The 15,995-nt window shown below is 38.0% G+C and carries 9 protein-coding genes; 8 read left to right on the top strand and 1 reads right to left on the bottom strand.

The features are described 5' to 3' along the window. Nucleotides 1–174: 174 nt before the first annotated feature. Nucleotides 175–498 carry an SH3 domain-containing protein gene (locus BV902_RS21245; protein ID WP_075993657.1) on the bottom strand — a complete coding sequence of 108 codons (324 nt, stop codon included), beginning with the start codon at nucleotides 496–498 and terminating at the stop codon, nucleotides 175–177. A gap of 848 nt (nucleotides 499–1,346) precedes the next feature. Between BV902_RS21245 and BV902_RS21235 the strand changes: the two genes are divergently transcribed. The 8 genes from BV902_RS21235 to BV902_RS21200 all read left to right on the top strand — a co-directional run bounded on the left by BV902_RS21235 (nucleotide 1,347) and on the right by BV902_RS21200 (nucleotide 15,979). Beyond that, complete coding sequence (locus tag BV902_RS21235) at nucleotides 1,347–1,883, top strand: RNA polymerase sigma-70 factor (RefSeq protein WP_075993655.1); 537 nt, start codon at nucleotides 1,347–1,349, stop codon at nucleotides 1,881–1,883. A gap of 70 nt (nucleotides 1,884–1,953) precedes the next feature. Further along, the gene (locus BV902_RS21230) at nucleotides 1,954–2,934 is read left to right on the top strand and encodes a FecR family protein (RefSeq protein WP_075993654.1); all 981 of its coding nucleotides are present in this window, start codon (nucleotides 1,954–1,956) and stop codon (nucleotides 2,932–2,934) included. A gap of 84 nt (nucleotides 2,935–3,018) precedes the next feature. Then, on the top strand, nucleotides 3,019–6,525 hold the full coding sequence (locus BV902_RS21225; RefSeq protein WP_083663711.1) for a TonB-dependent receptor: 3,507 nt from the start codon (nucleotides 3,019–3,021) through the stop codon (nucleotides 6,523–6,525). A 10-nt stretch (nucleotides 6,526–6,535) separates the two neighbouring features. Next, nucleotides 6,536–8,527, top strand: a complete 1,992-nt coding sequence (locus tag BV902_RS21220; protein ID WP_075993653.1) for a RagB/SusD family nutrient uptake outer membrane protein — start codon at nucleotides 6,536–6,538, stop codon at nucleotides 8,525–8,527. 85 nt (nucleotides 8,528–8,612) lie between these two features. Then, nucleotides 8,613–10,115, top strand: a complete 1,503-nt coding sequence (locus tag BV902_RS21215) for an alpha-L-fucosidase (RefSeq protein ID WP_075993652.1) — start codon at nucleotides 8,613–8,615, stop codon at nucleotides 10,113–10,115. A gap of 127 nt (nucleotides 10,116–10,242) precedes the next feature. Continuing rightward, nucleotides 10,243–12,774: a glycoside hydrolase family 2 TIM barrel-domain containing protein gene (locus BV902_RS21210; RefSeq protein ID WP_083663710.1), complete on the top strand. Its 2,532-nt coding sequence runs from the start codon at nucleotides 10,243–10,245 to the stop codon at nucleotides 12,772–12,774. Nucleotides 12,775–12,981: 207 nt separating this feature from the next. Further along, nucleotides 12,982–14,433, top strand: a complete 1,452-nt coding sequence (locus tag BV902_RS21205) for a hypothetical protein (RefSeq protein ID WP_075993651.1) — start codon at nucleotides 12,982–12,984, stop codon at nucleotides 14,431–14,433. Beyond that, complete coding sequence (locus BV902_RS21200) at nucleotides 14,420–15,979, top strand: hypothetical protein (RefSeq protein ID WP_139145010.1); 1,560 nt, start codon at nucleotides 14,420–14,422, stop codon at nucleotides 15,977–15,979. The genes BV902_RS21205 and BV902_RS21200 overlap by 14 nt, the downstream gene beginning before the upstream one ends. The last annotated feature ends 16 nt before the right edge of the window (nucleotides 15,980–15,995 follow it).

Genomic DNA, 15,995 nt, shown 5'->3' with positions numbered 1-15,995 from the left:
CAAATCAGGTAAAAAAGGAAATCAGATTGCACCCCAGTTTCATTGTCTCTAATTTATAAAACTACATTAGTAATCGTAGCTATTATTAGTGGATATTACAATATACCAGCACCCATTCTATAAAACGAATATGGTTAAACCGCGGCAATATTATTGATATGCACCAAATGAAATTTAGAGTTCAGTATCAGAGAAAATCTCTAATCCTTTTTTAGGGATATAGCTACCCTTTAAATTATTATATTCTTCTGCGAAAATAATCCGATAAAAATCTTGATTAGCATTTCTTACAGTTAGTTTCACTCCACTGTGAAGCGTGTCGATGATATGACTGTTTATTTTTGGCCTTTTATACACGGGTATTGTTGAAATTACTTCGGCATTGGGACTGTAATTATCCTTTATATATTTACTATCTCTTACGGCGAGTAAATACATCCAATAGGTAAAGAGGATGGATCCGGTAATAAAAATAATGGATCGCATATTAATTTTCATAGACTACAATCTTCATTGATAATTTAGTTTTTAGCGATCTATACTTCGTTTGATGAAATCCCAAACTCAGGAAATAAGCTGTAAAAGCTAATATAACCCGTGCTGAAATGCCGTCATCTTGGAGCTGCCTCCCAATATAGTAGGCCATCGCTCCGTATAAAGAGGAATAGAATACAGTTACTAAATATCGCGTAAATTTCCATCTTAGAAAAAGGAATAAAAAGAGGAATGCAAGCGCGGGAATGCTAACTATTTCTATCCAGATGAAGTTGTTTTGTATGTACAGAAAAAAATGGAATATAATAGAAGTAATAATGGCTTCAATGAAAACTATATTAATCACTGCTTCTCTGACAAAATGGATTTTGTTCATATATGGTACCTAGTTGAGGGATGTTAAAATATGCTGAAATAGGTTTATCCTCTAATTTAAGAATTAATGTGGATTTTTTTTGTTTAAACAATTGATATTCTTACAGTCAACCAAGTTTGTGTTCCTACGATATCATGGGCTTTATTTTATAATGCACAGACAAAATATATCGCTGCTGAGGAGTACAACTACTCTAGCGTGTCGATTGATCCCCAACTTTGCTGCTTCTCATCCAGTTTTAGATCCTTCAATGAAATAAACATATAACTATACCAAGGTGATACTATGATTTCGAGGCCAAAGCAAAATTTGGACTAATTTTTTATTTAAAAATTTTATATATCGTTTTATACATTTATAAAAAAATATTAATATTGTATTTATGTAATACATAATATTGTTGGCATTTTTTCTTAATCTAACCAATTAATCTTAAACATCTGCTAACCTTTGAAAGAACATTTTAATTACCGATATGGAATCGAATCAAGTGGAAAGTCGAATAGAGCATAAAATTTTGCGCTGTCTAAAAGACGGAGATATGCAAGCATTTTCCTTAGTTTATAATTTTTACTGGGATGGCCTCTATAGCTTTGCTTTACGATTAATGAAGGAAGAATCGCTAGCACAAGATGTTTTACATGATGTCTTTACCGAGTTGTGGGCCCGTCATAAACGATTAAACATCCAGTCATCGTTAAAAGATTATTTATTCATTTGTACAAAAAACAGATGTTTTAAGCTGCTGAGGAAATTACGTAGGTTAAATGAAGTAGAGGATCACCTGTTGTTAGACATCGCGATTGAGCATGATGAGCTTTCGTATAAAGAGCTTTCTGATCAGCTTGATGGCTTACTAGCAAGACTTCCAATCAAAACAAGGGCAATATTTATTATGAGTCGAGAAGATGATTTATCCTACAAACAAATCGCAAAAAAAATGAATCTTAGTATTAAATCTGTCGAATATCATATATCAAAAGTCTTGAATAAATTACGAAAAGCCTTATAATTATATTCGCCTTTTCGTTAACTTGTCGTATTAACAAATTAAAATCTTAATTCATCTGTATTATAAACACATGCCCCTAAACGATAGCGAACATATAAAAAAACAAACTTTTGATCGTATTCTAACAACGATTAGCACAAAGAAACGTAAAAAGCGTTTGTTGAATGGTGCTATCCTATTTTTTGTTTTATCTATTTGTTCTGTTAGCTTCTATATTTTCTATTCTCGTTCCATTGACCTGTCCCCCCAAAAAGCTGAACATCTTTATGCCGATATTACAGCAGGTGATATCACAATCTCAGGATCAAGGCCCATGTCGCTTGCTGAATGGGAGAATAATAAAAACAAACCTTTCAAGGTCAGTAAAAAGAAAGATATGTTGATTATTGAACAGACAGAATCATCAACCGCCGAATTTGATGATGTTGTTTTGCGTGTTGGGGTTGGTGGATTGTATAAGGTTTTGTTAAAAGATGGAACAACGGTATTTCTCAATTCCAATTCTGAGTTGAGCTACAAAGGTGATTTTTTAAAAAATCGGATTTTAAGTTTAAAAGGAGAAGCTTTTTTTGAGGTTGCTAAGAGACAACAGGCTGGTATTAAACAGGATTTCATTGTTCTGACAGAGAAACAGCGGATAGCTGTTTTAGGTACAAAGTTTAATGTTTTGTCTCGTGAAAAAGTCGAGCAGACTGTATTAACAGAAGGAAGTATAGCTTTGAAAAGTATTAAATCAGGAAAAAATAAGTTACTTATTCCTGGAGAGATGGCCATGCTGGATGATCAAGGGGCTATTGGTAAAACAATTGCTATAACCGAAGATTATACATCGTGGAAAGATGGTAATTTGTATTACGAAAATAAAAGCTTGCGCGATATTCTTTCAGATCTTGCTAATATTTATCCAATTCATTTTGATCCCAATAAAGTTCCAAAGCGGAATTTCACACTTTTTCTTAAAAGAGATCGCTCTTTTTCTGAGATTTTGGATCTCATAAAAAAATCAGGCAATTTGAACATCACGTTAAAAGATCATGAAATAATTTTTTAAAAAAGTTTTTAGGGTAGTAGCGTTTAGGAGACTCTTTATTGTAAGAATGGGGATAATGCCCCTTTTACAATAAAACCTAAAAACATGAATAAAGAATTTCACCTGAAAAAAAACAAATTTGGGTTTGTTCGGGACAAATCCGCTTTAACTCTTCTTAAGCGATCGTCAAGAATAGGGACTATCTTTGGTTTAATCGCTCTCCAAAGTCTTCCTTTAGTCAAGGCACAAGAATTAAACCTGAATCTAAAAAATGCAACCTTAACTGAGGCCCTAAAAGAAATCCGTAGACAAACAGGATATCAGATTATTTATGATTCGGATATTCTGCAAAACAAAAAATTAATCACTTATTCAGGTTCCAAACTGGATCTGAGATTGGTGTTGAAAAAAGCGCTCACCGAGCAGAATCTAGATTTTGTGATTGAAGGCAACACTATTATTGTTAAACCACAGGAAAGAACTAGTTTAAAAGATAGCCCAAATCAAAAATCAGAACGGATAGAAATTAAAGGTACAGTGTTAAATGTATCGGGAAAACCAATTGCAGGTGTGACTGTAACGGAGAGAGGTACTTCAAATACTGTATTGACAGCAGAAGACGGAACATTTACTTTAAAAGTAGCAAATGAAAAATCCATTTTGGATTTTTCCTATGTGGGGTATGCTTCTTTAAGTGAAAATGCGAGTCGCAATCCAATGCTGTTGACAATGGCCAATCAAGATAGGGCCTTGGAAGAAGTTGTCGTAGTGGGGTACGGAACACAAAAGAAGGCAAATTTGACCGGTGCGGTTTCTTCTCTTGACGGTAAAGAGTTAGAATCAAGACCTGTGCAGAATGTTGGACAGGCCCTTCAGGGCATGATCCCTGGACTGAATTTACAGACAACCGGACTGGGGGGTGAGCTAAATCAAAATTTAAGTGTCAATATTCGTGGTGCAGGAACGATAGGCGTGGGGTCAAGTTCATCAGTTTTGGTTTTAATAGATGGGATGGAAGGCAATATGAATGCACTTAATCCTCAGGATATTGAAAATATCACCGTACTTAAAGATGCAGCAGCTTCGGCTATTTACGGGTCCAGAGCACCTTTCGGAGTAATCCTCATTACGACAAAATCTGGGAAATCGGGGAAGATAACTGCAAATTATAACAATAATATCAGACTGGGCAAGCCAAGAGGACTACCCACGATGTTAGATTCCAAAACATTTGCTTATTATTTCAATGAAGTCGCAGCAAACGATGGTGAGGGAGCAAAATTTTCGCAGGAGGTATTGGAACGAATTGATGCTTATCAGAAAGGCGAAATTGAAACGACGACTACCCCAAATGCTAGTGACAGATTTCAATACTATACAGGATCTAATGGGAATACAAACTGGTTTAAGGAGTTTTATCGGAACTTTACAACTTCCCATGAACACACACTCAGTTTGAATGGGGGGACTGAAAAACTGAATTTTTATAGTTCTGCAAATTACATGAATCAAAACGGTTTGAACAGATTTGCCAATGATAATTTTCAACGATACTCGATAGCTACGAAAATCAATGCAAAGATTAGCGATAAGTTAGACTTGATGTACAATACGCGTTTTGTACGTGAAGACTACGAAAAAGCAAGCCATATGAATGATTTATATTATCATAATATAGCTAGAAGATGGCCTACGATACCTTTGTACGATCCAAATGGAAATTATTCCGAACCAAGTGAAATCTTGCAGCTGCAGCAGGGGGGGCGTTCAAAATTTCAGAAAGATTTTCTCTATCAACAGCTGCAATTGCATTATCAGCCAATCAAAAACTTGAATGTAACAGGAAATGTCAATTATCGCATTACGAGTCAAAATGATCATGCTGAAATTTTGAGAGCTTATTCAAATGATGCAAAAGGAAATCCATTTCCCGTTGCGGTAGGATACAATGCGGCAGGATATACCAATGTGTCCGAATACAATCGAAAAGATGAATATTTCAGTACAAATTTCTTTTCAGATTATTCCTTTGACATCAACGATGATCACCATTTCAAAATTTTGGCTGGTTTCAATTCAGAGCTCAATAAGTATAGAGATCTTAATGGAAGCATGAGCGATCTAATCACAGATAATATACCGACATTGAATACTGCGACCACTAATCCAAGAGCTTCTGGGGGCTACCAACATTGGGCTACCGCTGGTTTTTTTGGACGTTTAAACTATAACTACAAAGATAAATATCTTTTTGAAGCGAATGGGCGATACGATGGCTCTTCACGTTTTCCAAGAGACTTGCGCTGGAATCTCTTTCCCTCCGTTTCCGTTGGATGGAACATAGCGAATGAATCATTTTGGCCTATCAAGGAGCATGTTTCCATGTTTAAGTTGCGTGGTTCCTATGGCGAGCTGGGAAACCAATATACGGACAATTGGTATCCTTTTTATGCAACAATGCCAGTGAGTATAGCTAATGGTACCTGGCTTTTGAATGGACAAAAAACAAATACAGCCAGTGCACCTGGGCTTATTGCCTCTACATTGACCTGGGAGCGTGTATCAAGCTGGAATGTGGGGCTTGATTTGCGGGCACTTTCCAATCGTTTAGGTTTATCTCTTGAAGTCTATCGTCGGAATACATTCGATATGATAGGACCAGCACCAGAACTTCCTGTTATTTTGGGCACGGCTGTACCGCGTTTAAACAATGCCGAGATGAATTCCAAAGGCTTCGAAATTGAGGTAAACTGGAAAGATCATATCGGTAAACTGAATTATAGCGCACGAGCTGTACTTTCCGACGACCGTCAGACAGTAACCAAATATCCTAATCCTACTGGTACGTTGAGTACTTGGTATGATGGCCGGAAGAATGGGGAGATCTGGGGATATCAAACTTTAGGAATAGCACAGAGCGCGGAAGAAATGGCTGCACATCTCGCTAATGCCAAACAGTCTTTCGGGACAAACTGGCAAGCTGGCGACATCATGTATGCTGATCTCAACGGAGACGGTCAGGTTAATAATGGAGCCAATACGTTGGCTAACCCAGGGGATCTGGCAATTATAGGAAATTCGGCCCCACGCTATCGTTACAGTTTTGATTTAAATTTCAATTATAGCGGGTTCGATTTAGGGATTTTCTTGCAAGGTGTTGGAAAACGCGATTATATGCCCAATGGCCCATATTTTTGGGGAGCGAATGGCGGGATGTGGCAATCTGCTGGATTTGTTGAGAATATGGACTTCTACCGTGATGAGAATTCCACTATGGTACAAAATGGTATATTAGGTGTTAATAAAGATTCCTATTTACCAAGACCTTATTTTAATACCTCAAAAAATCAGCAAACGCAAACGAGATATTTGCAAAGCGCCGCTTATTTACGTTTAAAGAATGCTCAGTTTGGATATACGTTTTCTCCACAGCTATTGACCAAAATAGGATTTTCCAAAATTCGAATTTATGCATCAGGTGAAAATTTGTTGACTTTTACCAAAATGGCCAAGGTTTTTGATCCGGAAACCGTTGGACTTGGAGGGTGGAACGATGGAAAAACATATCCATTTTCGACGACTTATTCTTTTGGACTTAACTTGAATTTTTAAACAGATAGATATGAAAAGAACATATTATTTCTCCACAATTTCTTGGTTGCTATCAATGACCGTGTTGTTCACTTTGCACTCCTGCAATAAGTATTTGGATAGAGAACCCTTATCCAATGTAACACCACAAGAATATTTAAATACAGAAGCGGACTTAGCTGCATATACTGTTGGACGTTATGCCTTTCCATCCCATTCTGGCTGGGGGCTTGGAACATTTGCCAACGATAACGGTACTGATAACCAGGTGACTTCAAGTTATTCGACACGCTGGGTCCCGGGAGAATGGCGTGTGCCAAGTTCCGGAGGTGAATGGGATTTTACCCAGATTAGACAGTTGAACTATTTTCTTGAACAAGTACTTCCAAAATGGAAAAATGGTAAGGTAACAGGAAATTCCGCAAATATAACCCATTATGTGGGAGAAGCTTATTTTTTGAGAGCGTATGAATATTTTACTAAGGTACAGGCGCTAGGTGATTTTCCGATCATCAGAAATACACTGAAAGATAATATGGAAGAGCTGACCGCTGCTTCTGTTCGACAACCTAGGAATGTGGTGGTTAGATTTATTCTTTCTGATTTGGATTCGGCGATTACACTGCTGAACGATGTTGCTCCGGACGGGAAAAACCGTATTTCAAAAAAGGCTGCTTTACTTTTTAAATCTCGTGTAGGATTATTTGAAGGCTCTTGGCTAAAATACCATAAAGGAACAGCTTTCGTCCCTGGTGGTACTGGCTGGCCGGGTGCAAAATCGCATCCAAATTTTTCGATCAATATCGATAATGAGATCAATTATTTCTTAGAACAGTCGATGACAGCCGCCGCTCAGGTAGCCGATGCAGTCGAACTTGTTGGAAATACAAAGGATGATGGTTATAATTCATCTTCAAATCCCTATTTTAAAATGTTTGGTGATGAAAATCTAAACGGTTACAGTGAAGTCCTTTTATGGCGGAGTTATTCAATGCCTTTAGGAATTACGCATGCTGTAAATCACTACATGAACCGTAATGGCGGAAATTCTGGATATTCAAGAGGTCTTGTGGAAAATTTCACCATGAAAAACGGACTGCCTATTTATGCTTCTAACGCTGGGTATGCAGGTGACGATTCCATCAGCCTCGTCAAAAAAAATCGGGATAATCGCTTACAGCTCTTTATGAAAGCACCTGGGGAATTGAGTTATACCAACCAGACTTCTTCGACAGGTGCTGTGCAGACAGAGCCGAGACCAGATATTATCGGACTAGCCGAAACAAGGTACGTGACAGGTTATGCCTTGAAAAAAGGAATGAGCTATCTTTTTGCCCAAGCTGAGGGACAGACTGGTACCACAGGCTCGATTATATTTCGCGCAGTCGAAGCGTATCTAAACTATATTGAAGCAAGTTATCTTGCAAAGGGAGTGATCGATGCAAAAGCCAATAGTTACTGGACAAAAATCAGAGAAAGAGCAGGTGTAAATACAGATTTTATGGCAACCGTAAATGCGACCGACATGCAAAAGGAAGCTCAGGGTGACTTTGCTGCATATTCGGCAGGACAATTACTATCTGACAAACTTCTTTATAATATTAGAAGGGAGCGCCGTTTGGAACTAGTTGCCGAGGGATTTAGATTTAATGATCTTAGGCGTTGGCGGGCTCTTGATCAGCTAGCAAGCAATCCATACATTATTGAAGGGATGAGGCTGTGGGGGCCTATGCAAGACTGGTACAAAGATAAAGGCGTCTCGACTTTAATCGTACCCGGCACAGCAGGAAAAACCGCAAATGTGTCTTCACCACAGGAAAGTCAATATTTAAGACCCTATCGGATTAATCTTTCGGCTAACAATCTTGTTCTAAATGGCTATAGCTGGACCAGTGCCCATTATTTGTCTCCCATAGCAATAAGTCATTTGAGCATAACTTCGACAGATGGTAGCCCAGCTGGTTCAATTATCTATCAAAACCCGAATTGGCCTTTAGTTGCCAATCAGGGGGCCAATCAATAATTGGTCGGAACCTTTACGAAAATTTTGAAGATAAGATAGTTCGGAGATTATTCCGGCTATCTTATTTTTGTCAGATAAATATCAAATGAAGAAAATTAATACAATTACATTACTGTTATTGGCAGCGGTTTTTCACGCTTCGGCTCAAAATATGATTGCATTACAACCCGGAGAATCAGAATCTGCTATTGTAACCAAAGCTGCCAACGTGATACCGACCCAAAGACAGCTTGATTGGCAAAAGCTGGAAGTGACCGGATTTCTCCATTTTGGGATCAATACCTTCACAAATAAGGAATGGGGTGAAGGGAAAGACGATCCAAAATTATTTAATCCGACGCAATTAGATGCAGAACAATGGGTTAGGACAGCAAAGGAAGGTGGAATCAAACTTTTGATTCTTACCGCGAAGCATCACGATGGCTTCTGCCTCTGGCAAACGAATACAACAGACTATTCGGTTAAAAATTCTCCTTACAAAAAGGGAAAAGGAGATATTTTTGGCGAACTTGCTGCGGCCTGTAAAAAATACGATATGAAGTTGGGGGTATATCTTTCCCCTTGGGATCGACATGAAGCTTCTTATGGGTCAGAAGCTTATAATGATTTTTTTGTTGCCCAATTGAGCGAATTACTGACCCGATATGGTCAGATTGATGAAGTTTGGTTTGATGGTGCTAACGGAGAGGGACCTAACGGTAAAAAGCAGGAATACGATTGGAATCGTTATTATCAGGTTATACGTGAAAAACAACCTGAGGCCGTTATTGCAGTTATGGGACCCGATGTAAGATGGGTCGGTACAGAAACGGGGTATGGACGGGACACAGAATGGTCAGTCGTACCGGCTAGTAATCTAGCACAAAATCAGATAGCTGCAGGATCGCAACAGCAGATGAATATTAAACCGGCCGGAGATATGCGTAATAAAGATCTTGGGAGCAGAGAAAGGATCAAAGAGGCAAAAGGGCTGGTATGGTACCCAGCGGAAACTGATGTTTCTATACGCCCGGGATGGTTCTATCACGAGGAAGAGGATAACAAAGTCAAAAGCCCGGGTAAGTTGATGGATATTTATTTTAATTCGGTAGGGAAAAATGGTGTCTTGTTGCTTAATATTCCACCAACAACTGCAGGCTTGATTCATTCGGTAGATGCTGCAAATTTAAAAAAGTGGAATGACTGGCGCACAGCATTGTTTTCGAAAAATCTTTTAAGCAAAGCTAAACTCCATACTGCAGGCCTCGTTTTAAAAAAATGGAAAAAAATGCCATTTTGGACGACGAAAGATGAAAAAAACAGCATAGCAACTTTTGAATATACCCTACCTAAAGCAACCGCGTTCAACGTTCTTTCCTTACAGGAAACCATCGCTTTAGGGCAACGTGTCGAGCGATTTAATTTGGAGATCTGGCAAGATGGAGTCTGGAGAGAAGTGTCGAAAGGAACTACTATCGGTAACAAACGTTTATTGACTTTTCCGACAGTTAGTGCCCAGAGATTAAGAATCAACATTTTACAATCTCGTCTAAACCCGCAAATAGAACAGCTGGGACTCTATTTCAATGAAAGAGGAGTATTTGAATAACACATCATGATTTCAGCTTTAATTCCAATCACAAAAGATCTGAATAATTTTATTATGTTATACATAAGTTGTATTTTCGGATCTTCAATTTGTTTTTATGAACAAACTCAACCTTAAAATGCTATAGATGCAAAAAGAATCTAAATCTTATTTATCCATTTTTTCAACCCGAGGACTGAAATTTATACTATGTGCAATAATATCTATTGGACCAAATACTTTATTTGCTCAGGAACGAATAGTAACCATGCTCGAGGATGGATGGAAATTTACAAAACATGATCAGCCAAACTTCGCTGATATCGGATTGATTACAAGCGAATGGCAGACTGTTCGTGTTCCGCATGATTGGGCAATTTATGGCCCATTTAGTGCCAACAATGATAAGCAGCATATGGCTATTGCTCAAGATGGACAAAAGGAAGCATTGGAACATGCAGGTCGGACTGGTGGACTTCCGTTTGTAGGCGTTGGCTGGTATCGTAAAGAATTTGAATTGCCACAAAACGTTCAAAATAAGCGCACGGTTTTACAGTTTGATGGTGCTATGAGCAATGCTGTCGTTTTTGTGAATGGGAAAAAGGTCGGCAATTGGCCTTATGGCTATAATAGTTTTTATTTTGACGTTTCCGAGTATGTGAGTCCGGGTCAAAATTTGGTCGCGGTAAGATTAGAAAATAAGTCTGAGTCATCCCGCTGGTACCCTGGCGCAGGATTGTATCGAAATGTTCGATTGGAGATCACTGAAAAAACAAGTATTGCACATTGGGGCACCTATATTACGACGCCTGAGATCACAAAGGATTTCGCGCGAATTCAGGTTCGGACTGATTTAGCCGGTATAGATCTGTCGAAAGATTCTCTATCCTTAGAAACTATTCTTATCGATAGCCATGGACGCATCGTGGCGAAGAAGAATGATCAGATAGGCAACTACCAGATCCAGCAGATGCAACAGGAATTGTTCGTTGAGAAACCACAATTGTGGGAATTGCAATCCCCCAATTTATATAAGGCTGTCAGCAAACTCTATCAGAACGGCAAATTAATCGATAAATATCAAACCGTATTTGGAATCAGAAGCATTGCTATGGTACCCAATAAAGGGTTTTATTTGAATGGAAAGCTGACCGTATTTAAAGGAGTGTGTTTGCATCATGATTTGGGGCCTTTGGGAGCAGCTGTAAATGATGCCGCTATTAGGCGGCAGTTACGAATAATGAAAGATATGGGCGTTAATGCCATTCGCACTTCCCATAATATGCCGGCGCCGGAGCTGGTGCAAGCCTGTGACGAAATGGGTATTATGCTAATGGCGGAAAGTTTTGATGAATGGAAAATTCCCAAAATGAAGAATGGGTACAATCAATATTTTAACGATTGGGCCGAAAAAGATCTTGTAAATCTGATACGGCATTACCGCAATAATCCAAGCGTTGTGATGTGGTGTATTGGAAATGAAGTACCCGAACAAGGAAGTCCTGACGGATCTAAGGTCGCGAGATATCTGCAAGATATTTGCCATCGTGAGGATCCATCTCGCCCAGTTACCCAGGGGATGGACAACCCTGATGCGGTTATAAATAGTAGCTTTGCCTCAACGATGGATGTTGCAGGCTTTAATTATCGTCCATTTAAATACCCCGAAGCCTATAAAAAGTTACAACAGCAGTTAATTCTTGGTACTGAAACTGCGTCTACTTTGAGTTCTAGAGGTGTTTATAAATTTCCCGTTGAACGAAAATCGATGGCAAAATATGACGACCATCAGGCTTCGAGTTATGATGTAGAGCATTGTTCCTGGTCGGATTTGCCTGAAGATAACTTTATTCAGCATGACGATCTACCTTACGCAATAGGTGAATTTGTCTGGACAGGGTTCGATTATTTGGGCGAACCGACACCCTACTATACAAATTGGCCAAGTCATAGTTCTTTGTTCGGTATTGTAGATCTTGCCGGTATCCCTAAAGATCGATATTATCTTTATCGTAGCCATTGGAACCAGGAATTGCATACACTTCATATTCTTCCTCATTGGAACTGGAAGGGACGCGAAGGACAGAAAACGCCAATTTTTGTCTATACAGATTACCCTGCAGCGGAAATTTTTATCAATGGAAAAAGTCAAGGAGTAAAAAAGAAAGATTTTGATGTTACCTTGGAAAATTCTAACGATAAAAAGGCACAAAATGATTTTATGCGTCAAAAGCGCTATCGTTTGATGTGGATGGATACTAAATACGAACCGGGTACGGTTACGGTAGTTGCCTATGATTCTTTAGGAAATATAGCTGCAAGAGATAGTGTAAAGACGGCAGGTAAGTTATATACTGTACGTTTAGACGTTGATCGGAAACAATTGAAAGCAAATGGAAAAGATATTGCTTTTATCACAGCTACGCTGGTTGATAAACAGGGGAATATAGTGACAGGCGAAGACCGAGAATTAAAATTCAAGGTAAAAGGGCAGGGGGCATTTAAGGCTGTGGCGAATGGAGATCCAACAAGTTTGGAATCATTTCAGAAGCCTTTCATGAAGTGCTTTAATGGTCAATTGGTTTTTCTTGTTGAAAGCAGAGACTCTGTTGGGGAAATTATAGCAGAAGTAGAAGGAAAAGGATTGAAGAAAGCAAGCGTCAAATTAACGGTGAAGTAAAAGATATGTTTCATCCTATAATGCTGTACAATCAGATAATATAGGTGTGTGTATAGATGGAATTTGCTTGTGGGGCACGATAATCTCATAAAGGTCTATTAAATATTGTAGAGAATTATTTGGCCTAATTAATGCATCAATTAATTATGTTTAAAAAAATGCTTTTGATACAACCTTTTTAATATCTTTGGTGAGTAACTTCATTTTATGAAAAGAGCTATTTTTTACCATTGTGCTCAGCTATTTTTCTTAATTCTAATTTTATTAATTGGAGGATGTTCCAAGAAGGAGAATATTGCGAGCAAAACCGATGAATATATTGATCAGGCAGAAATATTAAATCCTTTGAATCTTGTTGTAAGTGCTGCAAACAAAGATTTAATAGAGTTATCTTGGGATAAGGTGAACAGTTCGCATTTTAAGCCAGTATCCTATGCGATATATGTCGATAATAAGCTTGTAGCGAAGGATCTTAGTATAACAAAATACAGCTTAATTAATTTGCTTGGTGATACAAATTATAAGATCCGTGTAATTGCGAGTTCCCAAACGGGAATAATACAAGAACAAAGCATAGATGCAAGAACTGTTGGAGGCAGTACAACTAACGGAAGTACTTATGTTGAATACAAAATTCATACGCAATCACGTATAACGGGCAATAATAGCATCCGTCTTCTGGAAGATGGTGGACATTTAATCTGTACATTCTTGCAGCATGAGGGTGGAGAAACAAATTTTAAACTGATTGTATATCGTACAAATAATAAAGGCCAGATTATATGGTATCGCTTGATCCAGGATCTAAATTATTATGATTTACCACCACATGTAGTGTTGCCTTCTAAGCAAGATGAAGCTTTCATTATTGTTAAACACGATATTTATGTCATTGATCAGACAAATGGTAAACTGAAACTGGAGAAGCCCGTTTCGATAGATTTGTCTCCGAATGATTACGTTTCATCAGTTCAGTTTGACGCGTCACAGAACATGATCATGGGTACAGGTGGGGGAGAGCTATTAAAGGTTACTACCAGCGACTTTAAAGTTGTTTGGAAACGTAAAAATAGCTCCGTTGGCATTTCTTCAATTCAGTTAGACAATGCGCAACAGATCTATTATAGTTTGCTTGATTCTGAAGCAACAAAAATTAAGGTGCAAAAAACAGATCGGGACGGTAATGTGCTGGCTACTTTTGAGTTTGATGGAAAGCTTCCTGGCGATTACGAACGTCAATACCATATGCCTATTTTACTGAAAGATAAAAATGATATTTTTTATCTCTGGGGTTTTGACTTCTATTCCTATTCGTTAAGGTATGTCAAATTTGATAAGAATGGCAATGTCAAGGCAAAATTGGGTGAGTACGTCAATTTAAAGCCAGCAGGAGCTTTTTTTGATAATGATAACAATATTGTGGTCTATGGACAGCAAGAAGGTGGTGGAATATCCACTTATGGTACTATAAATAAGTATGACAGTGATCTGAAGCTCTTATCGACTTTACAATATCCTAATTTGGAGATGCATATGTTTAAAAATATGACCCAGAATGTCGATAATTCATACAACCTGTTTTTCTATTATATACAAACCTGGTCCTATGAAAATTTGAATTTCATTTATATTAAAACAAAATCAAATGGGCAACTTTAACAAATACCTTTGTCTACTGGGGCTTGTTTTTCTTATGTCGGCCTGTAAAACTGAAAAAAATGAGGTTTTTCCAAGGATTATTAATGAGGCCATCACTAGTGTCCGGGATAAAGAAATTTCAATGACCTATCAGATTTCCAGTCTAGGATATACAAAATCGGGCGTCAGGTACTATAAAAAAGATAATCCCAGTCAAGGAAAAAGTGTTGAAGCTGTTCGTGAAGGCGATATGTTTCGACTCACATTGAATGAACTGGATTCCGAATCTACTTATATTTTGGTGCCTTACATCGAGTATAATGGCAACACAATAGAATCTGAGCGTAAAACTGAAATAACCACAACTGCTCCATTCCCAGAAGATTTTACGCTCTTTTGGCCAAATACAGAGGCAGAGTATGATGAAAGGGGCCAGTTTAGGACTGTGGTTGAAGGGAAGAATCTTAATAATATTAATCTGAGGGATATTAAATTTCTATTTGGAATGGACACGCTTCACATGAACTATCCCATTGCAACGAAAAATGGAACCTATCAGATCAGTCTAACGGGTTATTATCCGTATCGAGACGGCAATTATATGTTGCGCGTGATTTATAAAGAGAAAGAGATCATTGGTCAGGCTATTGATTTTATTTATAAGGGAAATACATTGGCCATAGGACTGAAAAAGACGAACTGGAGAACTAATTATCCTTCGATCTGCAATGACCAAATCTATTATTTTTGGAACAATTCTGTTTCACATTTTGATCCTGAAACGAGCCGGTTGCAGAATATTGCTCATATTCCCGATACGATGGGGGTTATTCCGCCAAAGTCCGTATCCATTGGAAATCGAATATTTTTTCTTGCACTGCCAGTTAGCCATATTTTGCCTTCGCTAGAGCCGGACCTTTTCAATGGTTATGAGTTGTTTTGTCAAGCTTTTGACATTGAAAAACGCGAATTTTCAAAGTACTATTTTAGCCGGCCCCAACTTAAAGAATCGCACGGTTATAGTAATCATAGTATCTTTGTGCACAATAATGCGGTCTACCAAACGTATACACTTACAGTGAATTCTCGTGGAATAAAGAATATTGTCGCCAAATATAACCCGACAAAAGATAAATTTGAGGAGATCGCCACTTTCGATACTAATTTTTCCAGTGAATGCTTTGTCTCAGTTAAAGGCAGATTATATGCACTTGGAGTTTCAAATGTATTTGACCAAGGTTTCAATATCGGGTATACCTTAACGATATATGCTGTTGACGCGAACACATTTAAACTTACAGAATTATATCGTGTCGGAACAACAAATCAAACCTATCCTTATGCGCCTGTCGGTGCCATAAATTTTAATGGTGATATATTACTGGCATTGGACGTCAATAATTTTATGATGTACAACATAGTAAAAAACACGCTAAGTCCTATCTATTTAAGTATTAATGGAAATCATATGTATTTTGGCGGAATGTTCACTTATAAAGACAAGTATTACCTCAATGCTGATATTAACTTTTTAGAAGGCTCAATTTATGAAATGTCTATCCAATAACAACTGTATATGCTGG

Source organism: Sphingobacterium sp. B29 (assembly GCF_001952815.1).
Classification (GTDB): domain Bacteria; phylum Bacteroidota; class Bacteroidia; order Sphingobacteriales; family Sphingobacteriaceae; genus Sphingobacterium; species Sphingobacterium siyangense.
Note: the sequence above shows the minus strand (reverse complement) of the source record. Positions and strands in the feature narration are given on the sequence as shown.